The following is a 706-nucleotide window of genomic DNA, read 5'->3' as shown; positions in this document are numbered from 1 at the left end:
GAGGCGCCGGGGCGAGCGCAGCACGAATCGTTCGGCTGCGGCGTCCAACTCGGCGGGCGGAAGGGCGTAGAGCGCGTGGGTGGCCCACACGATGTCGTACCCGGTCCGATCGGCGGGCAGGTCCTGCAACGTCATCACCAGCTCGTCACGGGGTACGAACGGCGCGTCGAGCGCCCCGCGTGCCTCGGCCACCGAGAACGCAGACGGGTCGAGCAGGTCGTAGGCCACCTCTGGAACGCCGGACAGATCGGTATAGCGACGCAGCGCGGTGGGAAATTTACCGCTACCGCAGGCCACGTCGAGCAGCGACCAGCGTCTTGCGCGTGCTCGGCGAGCAGGGCGGGCCAGTCGGCTGCCAGTGCCAGTTGGTGGTAGTCCTCGGTGGCCAGGGCGTAGAACGCTCCATGCCCGTTCGGCCGGCCTCGCTCCAGTGGTCGAGACTGCGCTCGGCTGTGTCTCCGTTGCTCATGGCACTCCTCTCGGGAAGCCAACCGCAACGCATTCCTGGCTGCGTCGTGGTTCACTCGATGTGGTGTCCAACATAGCTCCGACTTCGTCGACCGACACCGCGGCCGGGTTCCTCGACGCGTTACGCGCCCTGCGGCGTGGCACCGGCTCGTGGCCGGTCTCGAGCCCGGCTCACGCCCGAGACCACGCCGCTGTCGAGCGACTGTCCGACCAGCGCAGTCTGATCGCCGAACACCTC

1 protein-coding gene is annotated in these 706 nt (G+C 68.7%); it reads right to left on the bottom strand.

Going from position 1 to position 706, the window contains the following annotated elements:
• Positions 1-297: class I SAM-dependent methyltransferase (locus RHBS_RS28305; RefSeq protein ID WP_145977678.1), on the bottom strand; the 297-nt coding region annotated here is incomplete at its 3' end.
• Positions 298-706: the final 409 nt, after the last annotated feature.

The sequence above is a fragment of the Rhodococcus sp. BS-15 genome (assembly GCF_000813105.1).
Classification (GTDB): domain Bacteria; phylum Actinomycetota; class Actinomycetes; order Mycobacteriales; family Mycobacteriaceae; genus Rhodococcoides.
The sequence above is the reverse complement of the archived record's forward strand: the minus strand, read 5'-3'. Positions and strand labels throughout refer to the sequence as shown.